Source organism: Cellulomonas pakistanensis (assembly GCF_016862755.1).
Classification (GTDB): Bacteria; Actinomycetota; Actinomycetes; order Actinomycetales; family Cellulomonadaceae; genus Cellulomonas; species Cellulomonas pakistanensis.
The window spans coordinates 15,934-32,980 of record NZ_BONO01000036.1 but is presented as its reverse complement, the minus strand read 5'-3'; the positions used below and the strand labels follow the sequence as shown (position 1 = coordinate 32,980).

At 76.8% G+C, this 17,047-nt stretch carries 16 protein-coding genes; 9 read left to right on the top strand and 7 right to left on the bottom strand.

Features of this window, described 5'->3' with window-relative positions; all coding sequences use genetic code 11:
- The 3 genes from Cpa01nite_RS17675 to Cpa01nite_RS17665 form a co-directional block, all read right to left on the bottom strand.
- Nucleotides 1-871, bottom strand: an 871-nt coding sequence (locus Cpa01nite_RS17675) for a chaplin family protein (protein ID WP_203670177.1), incomplete at its 3' end; no start/stop codon positions are given.
- A 105-nt stretch (nucleotides 872-976) separates the two neighbouring features.
- Nucleotides 977-2,272 (bottom strand): hypothetical protein, encoded by a 1,296-nt coding sequence (locus Cpa01nite_RS17670; RefSeq protein WP_203670176.1) that lies wholly within the window; start codon nucleotides 2,270-2,272, stop codon nucleotides 977-979.
- A 177-nt stretch (nucleotides 2,273-2,449) separates the two neighbouring features.
- Nucleotides 2,450-2,833, bottom strand: coding sequence for a phage holin family protein (locus Cpa01nite_RS17665; RefSeq protein WP_203670175.1), 384 nt, complete (start codon nucleotides 2,831-2,833; stop codon nucleotides 2,450-2,452).
- A gap of 114 nt (nucleotides 2,834-2,947) precedes the next feature.
- Here Cpa01nite_RS17665 and hisC point away from each other — a divergent pair, with 114 nt between their 5' ends.
- The 7 genes from hisC to Cpa01nite_RS17630 all read left to right on the top strand — a co-directional run bounded on the left by hisC (nucleotide 2,948) and on the right by Cpa01nite_RS17630 (nucleotide 11,369).
- The gene (hisC, locus tag Cpa01nite_RS17660) at nucleotides 2,948-4,012 is read left to right on the top strand and encodes a histidinol-phosphate transaminase (protein ID WP_203670174.1); all 1,065 of its coding nucleotides are present in this window, start codon (nucleotides 2,948-2,950) and stop codon (nucleotides 4,010-4,012) included.
- 113 nt (nucleotides 4,013-4,125) lie between these two features.
- Nucleotides 4,126-5,358: a PP2C family protein-serine/threonine phosphatase gene (locus tag Cpa01nite_RS17655; protein WP_203670173.1), complete on the top strand. Its 1,233-nt coding sequence runs from the start codon at nucleotides 4,126-4,128 to the stop codon at nucleotides 5,356-5,358.
- On the top strand, nucleotides 5,355-6,974 hold the full coding sequence (locus Cpa01nite_RS17650) for a sensor histidine kinase (protein ID WP_239068900.1): 1,620 nt from the start codon (nucleotides 5,355-5,357) through the stop codon (nucleotides 6,972-6,974). Before Cpa01nite_RS17655 ends, Cpa01nite_RS17650 begins: the two co-directional genes overlap by 4 nt.
- A 2-nt stretch (nucleotides 6,975-6,976) precedes the next feature.
- A complete protein-coding gene (locus tag Cpa01nite_RS17645; protein WP_203670183.1) occupies nucleotides 6,977-7,417 on the top strand; it encodes a response regulator in 441 nt (146 codons plus the stop codon).
- Between the two features lie 211 nt (nucleotides 7,418-7,628).
- On the top strand, nucleotides 7,629-8,756 hold the full coding sequence (gene pdhA / locus Cpa01nite_RS17640; RefSeq protein WP_203670172.1) for a pyruvate dehydrogenase (acetyl-transferring) E1 component subunit alpha: 1,128 nt from the start codon (nucleotides 7,629-7,631) through the stop codon (nucleotides 8,754-8,756).
- 11 nt (nucleotides 8,757-8,767) lie between these two features.
- A complete protein-coding gene (locus Cpa01nite_RS17635) occupies nucleotides 8,768-9,745 on the top strand; it encodes an alpha-ketoacid dehydrogenase subunit beta (RefSeq protein ID WP_203670182.1) in 978 nt (325 codons plus the stop codon).
- 58 nt (nucleotides 9,746-9,803) lie between these two features.
- Nucleotides 9,804-11,369, top strand: coding sequence for a dihydrolipoamide acetyltransferase family protein (locus Cpa01nite_RS17630; protein WP_203670171.1), 1,566 nt, complete (start codon nucleotides 9,804-9,806; stop codon nucleotides 11,367-11,369).
- Between the two features lie 58 nt (nucleotides 11,370-11,427).
- Here Cpa01nite_RS17630 and Cpa01nite_RS17625 read toward each other — a convergent pair whose 3' ends face one another.
- The 4 genes from Cpa01nite_RS17625 to Cpa01nite_RS17610 all read right to left on the bottom strand — a co-directional run bounded on the left by Cpa01nite_RS17625 (nucleotide 11,428) and on the right by Cpa01nite_RS17610 (nucleotide 14,080).
- The gene (locus Cpa01nite_RS17625; protein ID WP_203670170.1) at nucleotides 11,428-11,904 is read right to left on the bottom strand and encodes a PPOX class F420-dependent oxidoreductase; all 477 of its coding nucleotides are present in this window, start codon (nucleotides 11,902-11,904) and stop codon (nucleotides 11,428-11,430) included.
- Between the two features lie 46 nt (nucleotides 11,905-11,950).
- Complete coding sequence (locus Cpa01nite_RS17620) at nucleotides 11,951-12,877, bottom strand: DUF2207 family protein (RefSeq protein ID WP_203670169.1); 927 nt, start codon at nucleotides 12,875-12,877, stop codon at nucleotides 11,951-11,953.
- 97 nt (nucleotides 12,878-12,974) lie between these two features.
- On the bottom strand, nucleotides 12,975-13,394 hold the full coding sequence (locus Cpa01nite_RS17615) for an NUDIX hydrolase (RefSeq protein WP_203670168.1): 420 nt from the start codon (nucleotides 13,392-13,394) through the stop codon (nucleotides 12,975-12,977).
- A complete protein-coding gene (locus Cpa01nite_RS17610) occupies nucleotides 13,382-14,080 on the bottom strand; it encodes a JAB domain-containing protein (protein ID WP_203670167.1) in 699 nt (232 codons plus the stop codon). Before Cpa01nite_RS17610 ends, Cpa01nite_RS17615 begins: the two co-directional genes overlap by 13 nt.
- Before the next feature lie 139 nt (nucleotides 14,081-14,219).
- Here Cpa01nite_RS17610 and Cpa01nite_RS17605 point away from each other — a divergent pair, with 139 nt between their 5' ends.
- Together Cpa01nite_RS17605 and Cpa01nite_RS17600 are read left to right on the top strand one after the other, a co-directional pair.
- Nucleotides 14,220-14,963, top strand: coding sequence for a copper resistance CopC family protein (locus Cpa01nite_RS17605; protein ID WP_203670166.1), 744 nt, complete (start codon nucleotides 14,220-14,222; stop codon nucleotides 14,961-14,963).
- Nucleotides 14,963-17,047, top strand: a complete 2,085-nt coding sequence (locus tag Cpa01nite_RS17600) for a bifunctional copper resistance protein CopD/cytochrome c oxidase assembly protein (protein WP_203670165.1) — start codon at nucleotides 14,963-14,965, stop codon at nucleotides 17,045-17,047. The genes Cpa01nite_RS17605 and Cpa01nite_RS17600 overlap by 1 nt, the downstream gene beginning before the upstream one ends.

Below are 17,047 nucleotides of genomic sequence, written 5' to 3'. Positions count from 1 at the left end.
CGCCGGTCGAGCCGGTGCCGGAGTCGGTGGTGGCGTCGCCGAGGAGGCCGAGCGACACGTCGCCGACGGTGATCGGGACGCTGATCGGCGAGGCGGCGCCGATGCCCGAGAGCAGCCCGTCGGAGCTGCCGCCGCCGACCGTGGTGGTCGGGGCGCCGGACGACCCGGTGCCGGTCCCGCCGGTCGACTGTGTCGACGCGTCGCCGAGGAGCCCGAGGGCGACGTCGCCGATGGTGACCGGGATGGTGATCGGCGCGGCGACCGAGGTGCCGGAGCCGACGCCCTGGGGGTCGCCGGCCTCGACCGTGGTGGTCGGGCCGCTCGCGCCGGCCGGCACGGTGCCGCCCGTGCTCGTCGTGCTCGCGTCGCCGAGGACGCCGAGGGCGACCCCGTCGACGGCGACCGGGACGTGCACCGGGGCCGCGACGGCGGTCCCGGACGCGACGCCCTCGGCGTCGCCCTGCTCGACCACGGCGGCCGGAGCCGGCTGCGGGGCGGGAGCGGCGGCCGGGGCCGCGGACGTGGCGGACGCGTCGCCGAGGACGCCGACCGCGACGGTCGAGACGTCGACCGGGACGCTCACCGGGGCGGCGACGGCGGTGCCGGACGCCACGCCCGTCGAGGCGCCCCCACCGGCCGAGGCCGCTGGAGCCGGAGCCGGAGCCGCCGGAGCGGGCGCCGCCGGCGCCGCGGTGGTCGTCGCGTCGCCGAGTACGCCGGCCGCGAGGCCGGACACGTCCACGGCGACGTCGACGGGTGCCTCGATCCCGAGGCCGGACAGGATGCCGGTGTCGTCGGCGGCGTGCGCCGAGACCGCGCCGGCGACGACGATGCCGCCGGTCAGCAGAGCGGTGTGGACCGCTCGCCTCATGTTCGTGTGCATGGTGGTCTTCCCCTGCTTCTGAGTCGGTGCGCCGGAGTGCGGCGCGGTGGCCCGTCTGGCGCTGCGGCAGTGCCGCGGCGCCGGGGGCCGGACTCAGGCGGGGAAGACGGGGACGTCGCGCAGACGCAGGGGGAGCTCGACGCGGTCGCGGGCCACGGCCAGGAGCCGGGAGCCGCCGAGGACCAGCGCGAGCGAGGTGAGGACGGCCAGCACGTCCTGGCCGCCGGCGGAGCGCAGCGGGCTGCCGGAGGCGCCGGAGCCGGACGGGGCCGGCGCGCTCGGGGCGGGCGGGACCGGACGGTCGCCGCCGCCGGCCGGGGCGGACGCGGACCGGGCCGCGTCGTCCGAGCCGGCGGACGGGGCGAGGTGCGCGGCGTCGGCGGCCGTCGCGGCGTCGGCCGCGGTCGAGCCGGCCGGGACCGCCGGGCCGAGTCCTGCGCCCGCCCCGGGCAGCAGGAGCTCGAGGGCGCCGAGGTCGGCGAGCACGGGCGCGCCGGCCGGCGGGGTGCCCGCGGCACCGGGCCCGGCGGGCGCGGTCGGGGGCGTCGCGGTGGGCGGCAGGACCGGGTCGGTCACGGGGCGCAGCACGCCGACGACGGGGTCGAGCAGGTCGCCGACGGGCGTGCCGCCGACGCCGCCGAGCACCGGGTCGACGACGCCGCCGACCACGGGGGTCAGGACGGGCGTCACGACCGGGGCCACCGCGTCGAGCACGGGCGTGAGCACCGGCTGCAGCACGACGACGACCGGCGCGACGACGGAGTCGACCACGGGCGCCACGACGGCGTCGGTCACCGGTCCGAGGACCGGGGCGAGCGGGTCGGTGGCGGTCGCGACCGGGGTGACGACGCCGTCCACGACCGCGTCGACCACGGGGGCCGTGGCGTCCACCACCGGCGCGACGACGCCGTCGCCGAGGGCCGAGGTCACGGCGCCGACCAGTCCGCCGGCCGGACCGCCCGCGGCGGGCGTCGAGGCGACCGCCTCAGCGGCGGCGGGAGCCGGTCCGGGCTGCGCCGGCGCAGCCGGTGCCGTGGGCTCTGCGGCGGCTGGCGGCGCGGGTGCCGGCGCCGGCGCGGCGGGTGCCGCGGGCGTGGCCGGCGGAGCGGGGGCCGCGGGAGCCGGCGGCAGCACCGCCTGCACCACGGGGGCCACGACCTGCTCGGACACCGGCTGCACGACGCCGCCGACCAGGTCACCGACGCCGCCGAGCAGCGACGAGACCGGCCCGGACGAGGGCGGTGGTGCGTCCTGCGCGGACGCGGAGGGGGCGAGCGCGACCATGGCGGCACCGGCGAGCGTCAGCCCGCCCGCCGCGTACAGGCCCCGACGGGCCCATCGCGACGCGAGCGAGCGCGCACGCTGTGCGGCACCCGGTCGCGCTGTCATGGCGACTCCCCCTGAGTCTCCCCGGCGGGTCCACGACGTCTCTGGCGGACCCTGACCACGCCGACGGTAGGAGGGCCCGGCGGAGGTGGCAACAGATCGGGGCGGGTGATCTTCGCCCGTCCGGGTGACGACCCGGGGGTGACCTGCGCGGACGTGCCGCGCGATCGGGTCGGGTGCTCAGCGCTCCCGGCTGCGCGGGATCGCGACGCTCAGCGCGAAGGACACCACGGAGACGATGAGCGCGCCGACGAACGCGTCGCCGAAGTCGTCGATCCGGAGGCCCCAGTCGGTCTGCTCGGTGATCCACGCGGTGAGCATGAGCATGAGCGCGTTGACGACCAGCGTGAACAGCCCCAGCGTGAGGATGTAGAGCGGGATCGAGATGATGTTGACGATCGGCTTCACGATCGCGTTGACGATGCCGAACACGAGCGCGACGGCGAGGATCACGCCGATCCGCCCGCCCGTCGTCTCGGCGCCGATGATCGTGATCCCGGGCAGCAGCACCTCGGCCAGCCACAGGGCGACGCCGCTGATCAGGACCCGCAGCAGGAAGCTCATGCGCTCGATCCTGCCATCGCCCCGGCCCGCGCGGCAGCCCCTGGGTGGTCGGCCCGGCGACCACGGGGTGGCCCGCCGTGCCGCCGGACGCGCCCGCGGTGGCATCCTGGCGGCGTGAAGCACGTCCCCCTGCGCCCCGCCCTCGCGAGCCTCCCGCCGTACGTCCCCGGCGCCCGGGTGCCGGTCGGCGCGGCTGCGTTCAAGCTCTCGTCGAACGAGAACCCCTACCCGCCGCTGCCGTCCGTCGTGGCCGCGATCGCGGACGGCGCGGTGGACGTGAACCGCTACCCCGACATGTACGCGTCGGACCTGGTCCAGGCGGTCGCGGCGCACCTGGGCGTGCAGCCGGAGCAGGTCGTGGCGGGCTGCGGCTCGGTGGCGGTGCTGGGCCACGTCCTCAGCGCGTTCTGCGACGCGGGCGACGAGGTGGTGCACCCGTGGCGGTCGTTCGAGGCGTACCCGATCGCGGTCACGCTCGCGGGGGCGACCGGCGTGCCGGTGCCCGTGCGCGCCGACGGGCGGCTGGACCTGCCGGCGCTCGCGGCCGCCGTGACCGACCGGACCCGGGTGGTGCTGGTCTGCACGCCGAACAACCCCACGGGCCCGGCCGTGCACGCGGACGAGCTGGACGCGTTCCTCGCCGCCGTGCCCCGCGACGTGCTCGTCGTCCTGGACGAGGCGTACGTCGAGTTCGTGCGCGACCCCGACGCCCCGGACGGGCTGGCGGTGCTGGCCGCGCACCCGAACGTGGTGCTGCTCCGGACGTTCTCCAAGGCCTACGGCCTGGCGGGCCTCCGGGTCGGCTTCGCGGTGGCGGACGCGCGGCTGGCGGCCGGCATCCGCGCGGCGTCGACCCCGTTCGGCGTGTCCCACCTGGCGCAGCTGGCGGGGGTCGCGTCGCTGCGCGCGTCGGACGAGCTGCTGGAGCGGGTGGACGGCATCGTGCGGGAGCGGACCCGGCTGCTCGCCGGCCTGCGGGAGCACGGCTGGGACGTGCCCGACAGCCAGGCGAACTTCGTCTGGCTGGGGCTGGGTGACGGGACCGCGCGGTTCGCCGAGGCGGCCACGCGGGCGGGCGTCCTGGTCCGGCCGTTCGCCGGCGACGGCGTGCGGATCAGCGTCGGCGAGCCCGAGGCGACGGACGTGGTGCTGCGGGTCGCGCGCGACCTGCGTCACTGACACGCCGGCCGCGCGGCGGCGTCCATCCAGGTCACTGCACGTTCCGGCCCGGCGGGCGCCGTTTGCGGCCGGACGGCGCTCGCCTATGCTGCGAGCAGCAGAGAGGTGGACGGGTGACCGAGAGCACGACGGCTGCGGCGACGCAGCCCGCCTGGCCCGGCCGCGCCGGTCACCCGGTCGACCCCGTCGACGGCGGGCCCATCGCGCTCCTGCTGGTCGAGGACGACGACGGCGACGCCCTGCTGGTCGAGGAGCACCTCGCCGACGCGGGCCTCGACGTCCGGCTGGTGCGCGCCCGCACGCTGGACGAGGCGACGGCCCGGCTCGACGTGGACTGCGTGCTGCTCGACCTCGGGCTCCCCGACTCCGTCGGGCTCGGCGCGCTGCAGACGCTGCTCACCGCCGGCGCACCCGCGGTCGTCGTGCTCACCGGGCGGACCGACACCGAGACCGGGCTGCGCGCGGTCGCCGCGGGTGCCCAGGACTACCTGGTGAAGGGCGAGGTCGACGGCGAGCTGCTCGGCCGCTCGGTCCGTTACGCCGTGCAGCGCCGCCGGCTGCAGGCCGTCGACCGCGAGCTGTACCGCAGCATGGTCCGCGCCGAGGAGACGGTCCGGCTGGAGAGCGCGCTGCTGCCGCGCCCGTCGGTGCAGGACGCGCGGCTCGAGGTCCGGGTGGGCTACCGCGCCGGCCGCGACGGGGTGCTCGGCGGGGACTTCTACGACGTGTTCGAGCGGCCCGACGGCACCGTGCTGGCGATCGTCGGCGACGTCTGCGGGCACGGGCCGGACGAGGCCGCGCTCGGCGCGGTGCTCCGCACGGCGTGGCGCACGCTCGTCCTCGCGGGCACCGCGACCGCGGACCTGCTCCCCCTGCTGGAGCGGGTGCTGGAGTCCGAGCGCACCCGGGGCGAGGTGTTCACGACGATGTCGATGGTCGAGATCGCGCCCGACCGCGGCACCGTCGACCTGTACCTGGCCGGCCACCCCGTGCCGTTCCTGCTCGGTGACCCGGCCGCGGGCACGCGGTCGGAGCTCCTGCCCCGGGAGCTGCGGGGCCGCGCGCTCGGCATCCCGGTGGACGGCGCCTGGCGCCCGAGCCGCCTGGAGCTGGGCGACCGGTGGCGGCTGATGATGTACACGGACGGCGTGCTGGAGGCGACGATCGGCGGGACCCACGAGCGCATCGGCAAGGCCGGGCTGCTCGAGCTGGTGGACGAGGTGCTGGCGACGGGTCCGGAGGACCCGGTCGAGCCGGTGCTGCGCGAGGTGCGGCGCCGGCACGGCGGCGAGCTGGTGGACGACACGGCGGTCGTCGTGCTCGGCTGGGACGGGACGGCCGCGTGACCGCACCCGCTCCGACCGCCGCCCCCGCCGCGCGGTCCCGCGTCACGCTGCGCCGCCGCCTCGGCGTCGCGCTCACCGCCGCCGGTGTCGTGCTGGCCCTCGTGTTCGTCGGCTCGGGGGTCGCCCTGTGGCGGATGCTCGAGTCCCAGGACCTGGTGACCGAGCGGTACTTCACGGCGATCACCAACGCCGAGACGGCCTACACCCAGCTCGTCGACGGCGAGACGGCGGTGCGCGGGTACGCGCTGACCGGCTTCCCGGGCACGCTCGAGCCGTACGAGAACGCGCGCGACGCGACGGAGGCGTTCGCCGCCGTCGCCGCCGGCAGCGCCACCGAGCCGGTGCGCGACGCGGCGGCGGCGGCCGTCGAGGCCGCCGAGCGCTGGGACGACCGGTTCGCGCAGCCGACGATCGCCGCGGTCGCGACCGGCGGGCCGGCGGCGGTGTCGCCGGAGGAGATCGAGGGCGGGCGGGCGCTGTTCGACCAGGCGCGGACGGCCGTGGAGGAGTACCTCGACGTGCTGCGCGAGCGCCGCGACGAGGCCGCGTCGGACCTCGCCGCCTGGACCCGGGTCGTGATCGGCTCGCTCGTGGCGCTGGTCATCGCCGGCGCGGTCGCGGGCGCCGTGCTCTGGCGCACGCTGCGCTCGTGGATCGCGGAGCCGCTCGACGCCCTCGGCGCGGACGCGCGCGCCGTCATCGCGGGCGACCTGCACCACCCGGTGCGTTCGACCGGACCGGGGGAGATCGCCGAGCTCGCGGACGCGGTCGACCGCATGAGGCTGACGCTCGTCGCGCAGGTGCAGGCCGTCGAGGCCCAGCGCGCGGAGATCGCCGAGGCGCACGACCGGCTCGCCGAGCAGGCCGAGGAGCTCCGTCGGTCCAACCGCGACCTGGAGCAGTTCGCCTACGTCGCGTCGCACGACCTGCAGGAGCCGCTGCGCAAGGTCGCCTCGTTCACGCAGCTGCTGCAGAAGCGGTACGGCGGCCAGATGGACGAGCGCGCCGACCAGTACATCGCGTTCGCCGTGGACGGCGCGAAGCGCATGCAGCAGCTCATCCAGGACCTGCTCGGCTTCTCCCGGGTCGGCCGGCTGGGCGGCGAGCTCGCGGACGTGCCGCTGGACGCGGCGCTCGCGGACGCGGTCGGCAACCTGGAGAACCTGGTCGAGGACACCGGGGCGGTCGTCACGCACGACGAGCTGCCGGTGGTCCGGGGCGAACGGCCCCTGCTCGTCCAGCTGCTGCAGAACCTCGTGGGCAACGCGATCAAGTTCCGCGACCCCGAGCGCGTGCCGGAGGTCCGGATCAGCGCCCGGCGGGTGGGAGACTCGTGGGAGCTCGAGTGCCGGGACAACGGGATCGGCATCGACCCGCAGTACGCGGAGCGCGTCTTCGTGATCTTCCAGCGGCTGCACCCCAAGGACGTGTACGAGGGCACCGGCATCGGCCTCGCCCTGTGCAAGAAGATCGTGGAGTACCACGGCGGACGGATCTGGCTCGGCGAGCCGGACGGCCCGGGCACCAGCATCCGCTGGACGCTGCCGGCCGTCGCGGAGCCCGGGCAGGACGACCGCCGGGACCAGGACGGCCCCCGGGCCGAGGGATCGGAGTGAGCGTGGCACGCAACGGCAAGGTGATCGACGTCCTGCTCGTGGAGGACGACCCGGGCGACGTCCTCATGACGCGCGAGGCGTTCGAGGACAACAAGGTCGCGAACCGGCTGCAGGTCGTCTCGGACGGCGTCAGCGCCCTGGCGTTCCTGCGCAAGGAGGGCGAGCACGCCGACGCCCCGACCCCGGACCTCGTGCTGCTCGACCTCAACCTGCCGCGGATGGACGGCCGCGAGGTCCTCGAGGCGATGAAGAGCGACGACGCGCTGCGCAGCATCCCGGTCGTCGTGCTGACCACCTCGGAGGCCGAGGAGGACGTCGTGCGGTCCTACTCCCTGCACGCGAACGCGTACGTGACCAAGCCCGTCGACTTCGACCGGTTCATCGAGGTCGTCCGCCAGATCGACGAGTTCTTCGTCGAGGTCGTGCGCCTGCCGCAGCGCTGACCCCCTGCCGCCCGACGGCCCGTCGCCCCGCCCCGGGGTGGCGGGCCGTCGTCGTGCACGGCCGGCCACGGGGGGTTGTCGGGACCCCACAACGGGGGTCGTCCGGCCTTGACGGGCACCGGGGCCGCGGACCTACGGTTGCGTAGCCTACGCTGGCGTAGGTTAGACACGGCTCCGGCAACGCGGGCCGACCCCGAGCCGAAGGAGAACCGTGAGCACCAGCGGTCCGCTCACCGACGACGGCCTGGTCCAGCTGCTCACCCCCGCGGGCGAGCGCGTCGACCACCCCGGCTACAGCGCCCGGGTCGCCCACCTCGACGCCGACGCCCTGCGCGGTCTGTACCGCGACATGGTGCTCGTGCGGCGGTTCGACACCGAGGCGACCGCGCTGCAGCGGCAGGGCGAGCTCGGCCTGTGGGCGCAGAGCCTGGGCCAGGAGGCCGCGCAGGTCGGCTCCGGCCGCGCGCTTGCCCCCCAGGACTACGTCTTCCCGTCGTACCGCGAGCACGGCGTCGCGCACACCCGCGGCCTCGACCTCACGCAGCTCCTGCAGCTGTTCCGCGGCGTCGACCACGGCGGCTGGGACCCCGAGGAGTTCAACTTCCACCTGTACACGCTGGTGATCGGGTCGCACACCCTGCACGCCACCGGGTACGCGATGGGCGTGCAGCGCGACGGCGCGGTCGGCACCGGCGACCCCGAGCGCGACACCGCGGTCGTCACCTACTTCGGCGACGGCGCGACCGCGCAGGGCGACGTCAACGAGGCGCTGGTGTTCGCCGCCGTGAACAACGCGCCGCTGGTGCTGTTCCTGCAGAACAACCAGTGGGCCATCTCCGAGCCCACCACCCGCCAGGCGCGCGTCCCGCTCGCCGCGCGCGGGCCGGGCTTCGGCGTGCCGAGCGTCCGGGTCGACGGCAACGACGTGCTGGCCACCTACGCCGTGACCGCCGAGGCGCTGGAGCGCGCGCGGTCCGGCGGCGGCCCGACCCTGGTCGAGGCGTTCACCTACCGGATGGGCGCGCACACCACCTCCGACGACCCGTCCCGGTACCGGTCGGCGGCGGAGGAGGACTACTGGCGGCAGCGCGACCCGATCGACCGGCTGGAGAAGCACCTCGCCGCGACCGGCGAGCTGTCCGAGGAGTTCCGCGCCGGGCTGGCCGCCGAGGCCGACGCGCTCGGCGAGCGGGTCCGGACCTTCGTCCGCGCCCTCGGCCGCCCGGCCACCAGCACGATGTTCGACCACGTGTACGCCACGCCCCACTCCGTGGTGGACGCCGAGCGCGCCTGGTTCGAGCGGTACGAGGCCTCGTTCGCGGGAGGGGAGCACCGGTGAGCACGCAGAGGATGACGTTCGCCAAGGCGATCAACGCGGGCCTGCGGGCCGCCCTCGAGCGGGATCCGAAGGTCCTGCTGATGGGCGAGGACATCGGCGCGCTCGGCGGCGTGTTCCGGGTGACCGACGGGCTGGCGAAGGACTTCGGCACCGACCGCGTCGTCGACACGCCGCTCGCCGAGTCGGGCATCGTCGGCACCGCGATCGGCCTGGCGCTGCGGGGCTACCGCCCGGTCTGCGAGATCCAGTTCGACGGGTTCATCTTCCCGGCGTTCGACCAGATCACCACGCAGCTGTCGAAGATGCACTACCGGTCGCGCGGCCGGCTGAACCTCCCGGTCGTCATCCGGGTGCCGTTCGGCGGCGGCATCGGCGCGGTCGAGCACCACAGCGAGTCGCCCGAGGTGCTGTTCGCGCACACCGCCGGCCTGCGGGTGGTCAGCCCGTCCGACCCGCAGGACGCCTACACGATGATCCAGCAGGCGGTCGCCTCGCCGGACCCGGTGATGTTCTTCGAGCCCAAGGGCCGGTACTGGGAGAAGGGCGACGTCGACACCGACGCCGACCCGCTGGCCGCCGACTCCGTCCTGGACGGCGCGCGCGTGCTGCGCCCGGGCACCGACGTCACGCTCGTCGCGCACGGCCCGACCGTGGCCACCGCGCTGCGGGTCGCGGAGGCCGCCGCGGCGGAGGGGCGCAGCGTCGAGGTCGTCGACCTGCGCACCATCTCCCCGCTCGACATCACCACGGTGGCGGAGTCGGTGCGCCGCACCGGCCGCTGCGTCGTCGTCCACGAGGCCCCGGTGCTGTACGGCACGGGCGCCGAGGTCGCCGCGCGGGTCACCGAGGAGTGCTTCTACCACCTCGAGGCGCCCGTGCTCCGGGTCGGCGGCTTCCACACCCCGTACCCCGTGGCGAAGCTGGAGCACGAGTACCTGCCCGGCCTCGACCGCGTCCTGGACGCCGTCGACCGCGTGCTCGCGGCCTGAGCCCGCCCGCCACCCCAGCCGACCCCGCCGCCCGCACCAGCCCCGAGGAGCGCCGCCCGTGCCGTCCTTCCAGCAGTTCCGCCTCCCCGACGCCGGCGAGGGCCTGACCGAGGCCGAGATCGCCGCCTGGCACGTCGCCGTCGGGGACACCGTCGCGATCAACCAGACGATCGTCGAGATCGAGACGGCGAAGTCGCTGGTGGACCTGCCCAGCCCGTTCGCGGGCGTGGTGACCCGGCTGCTGGTCGAGGAGGGCACGACCGTCGAGGTCGGCACGCCGATCATCGAGATCGACACCGACCCGACCGGTGACGCGCCCGCCGACGCCGCGCCCGGCGCCGGGCCCGAGGTGCCGGTGCACGGGCCGACCTCCGACGCCGACCCGGTGCAGGCCGGCGCGCCGGTCGCACGGCACGCGTCGCCCAGCCCGGAGCCGTCCGAGGCGCCGGAGGCCGAGGAGCCCGGCGGCGCCGTGCTCGTCGGGTACGGCACGGCCGCGGCCCCGACCGCCCGGCGCGCGCGGTTCACCTCCGCCGAGGGCGACGTCGACGCCGGTGCGGCCGGCCCCGAGGCCACCGCCGCCGGCGCCGCGCCGGTGCGGCCCGCCACCGCGGGCCCGGGCGCCTCGCGGGGGTCCGCCCCGGCCGCCGCGCCCGCCACCATGCCCACGGTCCGCCCGGGCGCGGTCCCGACCGGTGAGCCGGCCGCTGTCTCGGGCCGCCGCGCGCTGGCCAAGCCGCCGGTCCGCAAGCTCGCCCGCGACCTCGGCGTCGACCTCGACTCCGTCGTGCCGACCGGCCCCGGCGGGATCGTCACCCGCGAGGACGTGCTCGCGCACCAGGCGGGCGCGGAGGCGCGCGTGCTCGCGACCTACCCGGGCGACGACCAGCCGTGGCTCGCGTCCGGCACCGTGTCGCCGGACGGCCGGCAGACGCGCGTGCCGGTGAAGTCGGTCCGCAAGCGCACCGCCGAGGCGATGGTCACCTCCGCGTTCACGGCGCCGCACGTCACGGTGTTCCAGACCGTCGACGTCACCCGCACGATGAAGCTCGTCCGGCGGCTGCGCGAGGACAAGGAGTTCGCCGACGTCCGCGTCACCCCGCTGCTGATCGCCGCCAAGGCGCTGCTGCTCGCCGTGCGCCGGCACCCGGACGTCAACGCGTCCTGGGACGAGGCCGCGCAGGAGATCGTGTACAAGCACTACGTGAACCTCGGGATCGCCGCGGCGACCCCGCGCGGGCTCGTCGTGCCGAACATCAAGGACGCCCACCGGCTCGGCCTGCACGACCTGGCCGAGGGTCTGGCCGCGCTGACGTCGACGGCGCGCGCGGGCAAGGTCACCCCGCGGGACATGTCCGACGGCACGATCACGATCACCAACGTCGGCGTGTTCGGCATCGACACCGGCACCCCGATCCTCAACCCCGGCGAGGCCGCGATCCTCGCGTTCGGCGCGATCCGCGAGCAGCCCTGGGTGCACAAGGGGAAGATCAAGGTCCGGCACGTCACGCAGCTCGCCCTGAGCGTCGACCACCGGCTGGTGGACGGGGCGCTCGGGTCGATGGTGCTGGCGGACGTCGCCGCGGTCCTCGAGGACCCGGCGCAGGCGCTGGTCTGGGGCTGACGGCCCCGCCGGTGCCGGCCGCGCGGCCGGCGCCGGGTGCCGTGCCGCCCCCGGGCGGTCAGCCGTCCAGGCGCGCGGCCACCTCGGCCGGGAACCCGCCGGTCGCCACCGGGCCCCAGCGGGTCGGCGTGACGCGGATCAGGCTCTTGCCCTGCACCCGCATCGCGGCCCGGTACTCGTCCCAGTCGGGGTGCTCGCCGGCGATGCGCCGGTAGTAGTCGACCAGCGCGTCCTCGGCCTCCGGCATGTGCAGCACCTCGGCGTCGCCGTCGACCTGCACCCAGGGGCCGTCCCACTCGTCCGACAGCACGAGCACGGACACGTGGGGGTCCCGCTCGGCGTTCACGGTCTTGGCGCGGCCGGGGTAGGTGGAGATGACGATCCGGCCCCGGTCGTCGACGCCGCCGCTGACCGGCGAGATCTGGGGTCGGCCGTCGCGGCGGGTGGTCGCGAGCAGCAGGTGGTGCCGGGTGCGGACGAAGTCCAGCAGCTCGGGCAGGTCGACGGTCGTGTTCGTCGCGATGGAGCGGGCCATGCCCCGACCCTAGGCCGGGGGTCGCCGGGACGCCGCCCCGCGCCGGTCAGTCGCTCGGCGGCACGTAGGCGCCGTCGTGCTCCGCCCGGCTGCCGCCGGTGGCCTGGTCCGCCCACGCGTCGCCGGGCTGCTCGTCGTCCGTGCCCTGCTCGGGCCGGTCGCCGCCGAGCGCGACCAGCAGGGCGCGCAGGTCCGGACCCTCGTCGCCGCCGCGGGCCCGCCACGGGCCCAGCTCGCCGAACACCACCGCCCACGGCAGCAGCGGCCCGAGGTCGGCGGGCTCGTCGAGATCGGCGAACCGCAGCCAGTCCTTGATCCCGCGCAGGTGGTCGCGCAGCGCGGCACCCTCCGCGGTCAGCGGGCGCACCCGCTCCCGGCGCCGGTCGAGCAGCGCGGCGAACCCGAGCGTCAGGGCCACGAACCAGGCGCGCGGGTCCTGCACCGCCAGCACCGCGGCGACCACGGTGAGCGCGACGAGGGCCAGCCGGAGCGGGACCCGCTCAGGGCGGGGCGCGGGCCGGTACCGCAGGCCCAGGTCGAGCACGAGGGCGTTGACCGCGGCCTGCACCTCGCGCACCCGGCCGGCCAGCTCGACGTCGCCCGCGCGCAGCTGCGCCCGGCTCCCGACGCGGGGCTCCGCCCGCACCAGTGCGGCGACGAACGCGTGCTCGACCGGGTCGAGCGCCGAAGGGTCGACGACCTCGACGCGCGCCGGGTCCGCCGGGTCGAGCCGCAGGGCGCCCCGGCGGACCAGCTCCGCGAGCTGCGCGGTGGCGCTGCGCCGCCGCCAGCGGGCGACGTGGGCACCGACCAGGACGGCGACGCCCGGCAGCGGCTCGGTCCGGCGGGGCGGCCAGGTCGGTCGCGGCGGGTCGGTGGGCGGCTGCTCGCGGAAGATCCGGAGCATCTCGATCGCGAAGCCGAGGGCGAGCACGCCGAGGGCAGGTCCGAGCAGGTCGGGCGAGGGTTCCATCGAGACCAGCCGACCATGCCCGGGTGAACGCGGGGTGTCGGCCGTCGTGCGGACGGCCCCGGGGGTCGGACCGGCCGTCGTGCGGCGGCCCCGCGGATCAGACCGTCGCGCCGGCCTCGCGCAGCAGGTCGACCGTGAGCGGCGCGAGCGGCAGCCGCGCGGCCTCGGCCGGCGTGACCCACACCGCCTCCGCGATCTCCGCGGTCGCGACCGCGCCGGTGACGCCGTCGACCGCGAAAACGTGCGCCTCGAGGCGGTGGCCGGGCTCGTTCGCGGCGTCCGCGTCGCGGCGGCCGAGGTCCCGGACGAGCGCGGGGTCGACCGCGACGGACAGCTCCTCGCCGATCTCCCGGACGACCGCGGCGCGCGGGTCCTCGCCCGGCTCGATCTTGCCGCCGGCCTGCATGTACGCGGACGTGCCCTGCTTGCGGACGAGGAGCCAGCGGCCCTCGGCGTCGACGACGACCGCCGCGGCGATCCGGAGGGTGGGGGCGGGAGCGTCGGTCACGGCGCCCATCCTGCACCCCCGCCGGGCGCCGGCCCGGCCGACGCCCACACGTCGCCGGCGAGCACCACGCTGTCCAGCAGGCGCACGCCGCAGTGGGCGGCCGCCTCCGCCACGGCCGCCGCCGCGCGCTCGTCGTCCGGGTACGGCCGCGCGTCGCCCGGGTCGTGCCGGTGGGCGAGCGCGAGCGTGACGCCGCCGCGGCGCAGGGTCTCGGCCAGCACCTCCCGCACGGCGAACGGCGCCGCGTGCGCGGACGCGCCCGGCACCACGACCGCCCCGAGGACCCGCGCCGCCCGGTCGCCCGCGACCGCGACCACCCGGCCGTCCGCCGGCCCGGTGAGCAGCGGGGCGGCCACCCGCACCACGTCGGCCGGGGTCCGGACCGTGGCGCGCCGGTCGGTCGAGGTGCCGAACCGCCGCGCGAGCGCGAGCGCCGCCACCACGCGGGTGGCCTTGGCCGGGCCGACGCCGGGGGAGCGGAGCAGCGCCGGCGGGCCCGCGTCCGCGAGGCCGGCGAGCCCGCCGTGCGCGACGAGCAGGTCGCGCGCGGCGTCGAGGGCGCTGGCGCCGCGCCGCCCGGAGCCGAGCAGCAGCGCCACCAGCTCGACGTCCGACAGGGCGTCCGCGCCGAGGCGCAGCATGCGCTCCCGGGGGCGCTGGTCCGGGTCGAGGTCGGCGAGCATCGGGGTCCTCACCTCCTCGACCCTAGGGGCGGCGTTGAGCCCGGAGCCGGTTGTCCACAGGCCGGGTCCGGGGGGGCGGGCAGCCCGGGGGACCGGGTGATCCGCGCCACCCACGGCGCGGTCCGGTCCCGGCGCGGGTGATGATGGAGGGGTGATCTCCCCCGAGCGCCCGTCCGCCCCGCCCGCCCGTCCCGCCCGAGCCCGCGCGGTCGCCGCGCCCGCCCCGGCGTCGCGCACGCTCGCCGCGGTCGTCGCCCTCCTGCTGGCGCTGGCGGTCGTGCTGCTGGGCGCCGGCCGGGCCGACGCGCACAACGCCCTGCTGGGCACCGACCCCGCGGACGGGTCGACCGTCGACGCGCCGCCGGCGCAGATCACGCTGACCTTCGACCAGCCGGCGCAGGCGCTCGGCACGGAGATCGTCGTGCTCGGCCCGGACGGCGCCACGGTGAGCACGGGCGACGCCCAGCTCGTGGACGACACCGTCACGCAGGCCCTGGCCGCCGACCTGCCCGCCGGCGCGTACTCCGTCGAGTGGCGCGTGACGTCCGCCGACGGCCACCCGCTCTCGGGCTCGCTCGCGTTCACCGCGTCGGCGGGCGCGGAGGCCGCCGAGCCCGCGGCCCCGACCGCCCCGGAGACGATCGAGCCGACCGCCGAGCCGACCACGACGACGCAGGCGGAGCCGACCGCGGAGGCGGACGAGACCCTCGCGCCCGCGCAGGAGCTCGCCGAGGACGAGGACGCCGGGATCGCCGCCGGCCTGGTCGCCGCGATCGTCGTCGCCGTGCTCGCCGCCGCCGCCATCGCCGTGTTCGTGGTGCGGGAGCGCCGCCGGAACCGCGGCGACTCCGCCGGCGCCGGTCCCGCGGGCGGGGACGGCCGGGCGGAGGGCTGATGGCCCCCGGCGTCGCCGCACCCGCCGGCCCGCGCCCGGCGCGCAGCCCCCGCACCGGCGACGGCACGTCCCGGCAGGCGGACTGGCTGCGCATCGCCGCGCTCGCGGTCGCCGCCGTGGCCGCGGTCGTCGCCGGGATCGCCTTCACCGGCGCGGCGTCGCCCACCGCGCTGCGCGACCCCGGCGCGCTCGTGCGCTGGGGCCTGCCGATCGCGTCGACGGCCCAGGAGCTGGCCGCGTCGGCCACGCTCGGCGGCCTGGTGCTGCTGGCGACCGTGCTGGTGCGGCGCGACGAGGCGGTCGTGCGGGCCGCCGCCGGCGTCACCGCCGCGGCGTCGGCGGTGTGGACGCTGGCCGCGGTGGTCGAGCTGGTCCTCACCTACGCCAACGTCGCCGGGCTGTCGCCGACGGACCCCGCGTTCGGCGGCGAGCTCGGCCAGTTCGTCACGACCTTCGAGCTCGGCCGGGTGCTGCTGTTCGTCGCCGTGGCCGCGGCGGTGGTGACGGCGCTCGCGCTCATGACGACCTCGCCGGTCGGCACCGCGTGGATCGCGGGGCTCGTGCTGGTCGCGCTCTGGCAGTCGGCGCAGACCGGGCACGCCGCCGGCGCCGCGAGCCACGACCTGGCCACGTCGTCGATGTTCCTGCACCTGGTCGGCGCGGCGCTCTGGATCGGCACGCTGCTGGCGCTGTCGCCCCTCGCGCACCGGCTGGGCGCCGACCTGGCGCCCGCCGTCGCCCGGTTCTCCGTCATCGCCGCCTGGTGCTTCGCGGCCGTCGCGGTGTCCGGCACGGTCAACTCGATCGTCCGCCTGGGGTCGTGGGAGGACTGGACCACCCGGTACGGCGTGCTGCTGCTGGTGAAGATCACGCTGTTCGGCGTGCTCGGCCTGCTCGGCCTGGCGCACCGCCGGCGGGTCGTCGACCGGCTGCGCGGCGACCAGCGCGCCCCCGCCACGTGGCTGTTCTGGCGGCTGGTGCTGGTCGAGCTGACCGTCATGGGCGCCGTGTCCGGCGTCGCGGTCGCGCTGGGCTCGTCGCCGCCGCCCGTGCCCGACGACCCGATCACCGACCCCACCCCGGCGGAGATCGTCACCGGCCACGCCCTGCCGCCGGAGCCCACGACGCTCAGCTGGATCACCCAGTGGCGCTGGGACGTGCTGCTCGCGTCCGCCGCGGTCGCCGGGGTCGTCGTCTACCTGCGCTGGGTGCTGCGCCTGCGCCGCCGCGGCGACACCTGGTCCTGGCTGCGCACCACCTCGTGGGTGACCGGCATGGTGCTGTTCTTCTGGACCACGTCGGGCGGCCCGGCGATGTACGGGCACGTGCTGTTCAGCGCCCACATGGTCGAGCACATGATCCTCGCGATGGTGGTCCCGGTGCTGCTGGCGCTGTCCGCGCCGGTGACGCTGGCGCTGCGCGCGCTGCCGTCCCGGGCCAGCCGGGCCGGCGCGGGGCGCGGAGCCGGGGACGCCTCGCGCGGGCCCCGCGAGTGGCTGCTCGGCCTGGTGCACAGCCGGGTCGGCCGGTTCTTCGCGCACCCCGTGGTCGCCGCGGTGAACTTCGCCGGCTCGATGGTCGTCTTCTACTACACCGACGTGTTCCGCTGGGCCCTCACCTCCGGGGTCGGCCACTACGCGATGGTCGTGCACTTCTCGCTCGCCGGGTACCTCTTCGTCAACGCCCTCGTCGGCATCGACCCCGGGCCGACCCGACCGGGGTACCCGCAGCGGTTGCTGCTGCTGTTCGCGACGATGGCGTTCCACGCGTTCTTCGGCGTCGCGCTGACCACCGGCGACGTGCTGCTGGTGCCGGACTGGTTCGGGCTGCTCGGCCGCGAGTGGGGTCCGTCGGCGATCGAGGACCAGCAGCGCGGCGGCGGCGTCGCCTGGGGCATCGGCGAGCTGCCGACCCTGGCGCTGGCGGTCGGGGTCGCGTTCGCGTGGGCGCGGGACGACGAGCGCACCGCGAAGCGGCGGGACCGGAAGGTCGAGCGGGACGGCGACACGGAGATGGACGAGTACAACGCGATGCTCGCCCGGCTGTCCGCCCGGGACGGGGACGGCGGGCCCGATCCCCGGTAG